This window comes from Amphritea pacifica (assembly GCF_016924145.1).
In the GTDB taxonomy this organism is placed as follows: domain Bacteria; phylum Pseudomonadota; class Gammaproteobacteria; order Pseudomonadales; family Balneatricaceae; genus Amphritea; species Amphritea pacifica.
Map to the genome: position 1 here is coordinate 1 of NZ_JAFFZO010000251.1, position 255 is coordinate 255.

The following is a 255-nucleotide window of genomic DNA, read 5'->3' on the forward strand; positions in this document are numbered from 1 at the left end:
GTTAGAACTGAAGAAAGTAGCTCAGCTGGTTAGAGCGCACCCCACTCTTGGTTTAAAAGAAGGGGGTGAGGTCGGTGGTTCAAGTCCACTCAGAACTTGCCCGGTCTTGTAAGAAATAGTCTTATCCAGGGCTATACTCAGCTACTGAATTATCTGGTTGCTCGTCTGAAAGTCTTAAAACATACACATCGGTCTGATGTTTATCTTTTAAAGCTTTTAGCTTTATCCGCTCTTTAACAATTGAATCCTGTAACA

1 tRNA gene is annotated in these 255 nt (G+C 42.0%); it reads left to right on the forward strand.

The annotated features are described in order from the left end of the window. Positions 1 to 16: 16 nt before the first annotated feature. Positions 17 to 95: transfer RNA gene (locus JW499_RS23300), tRNA-OTHER, on the forward strand. Positions 96 to 255: the final 160 nt, after the last annotated feature.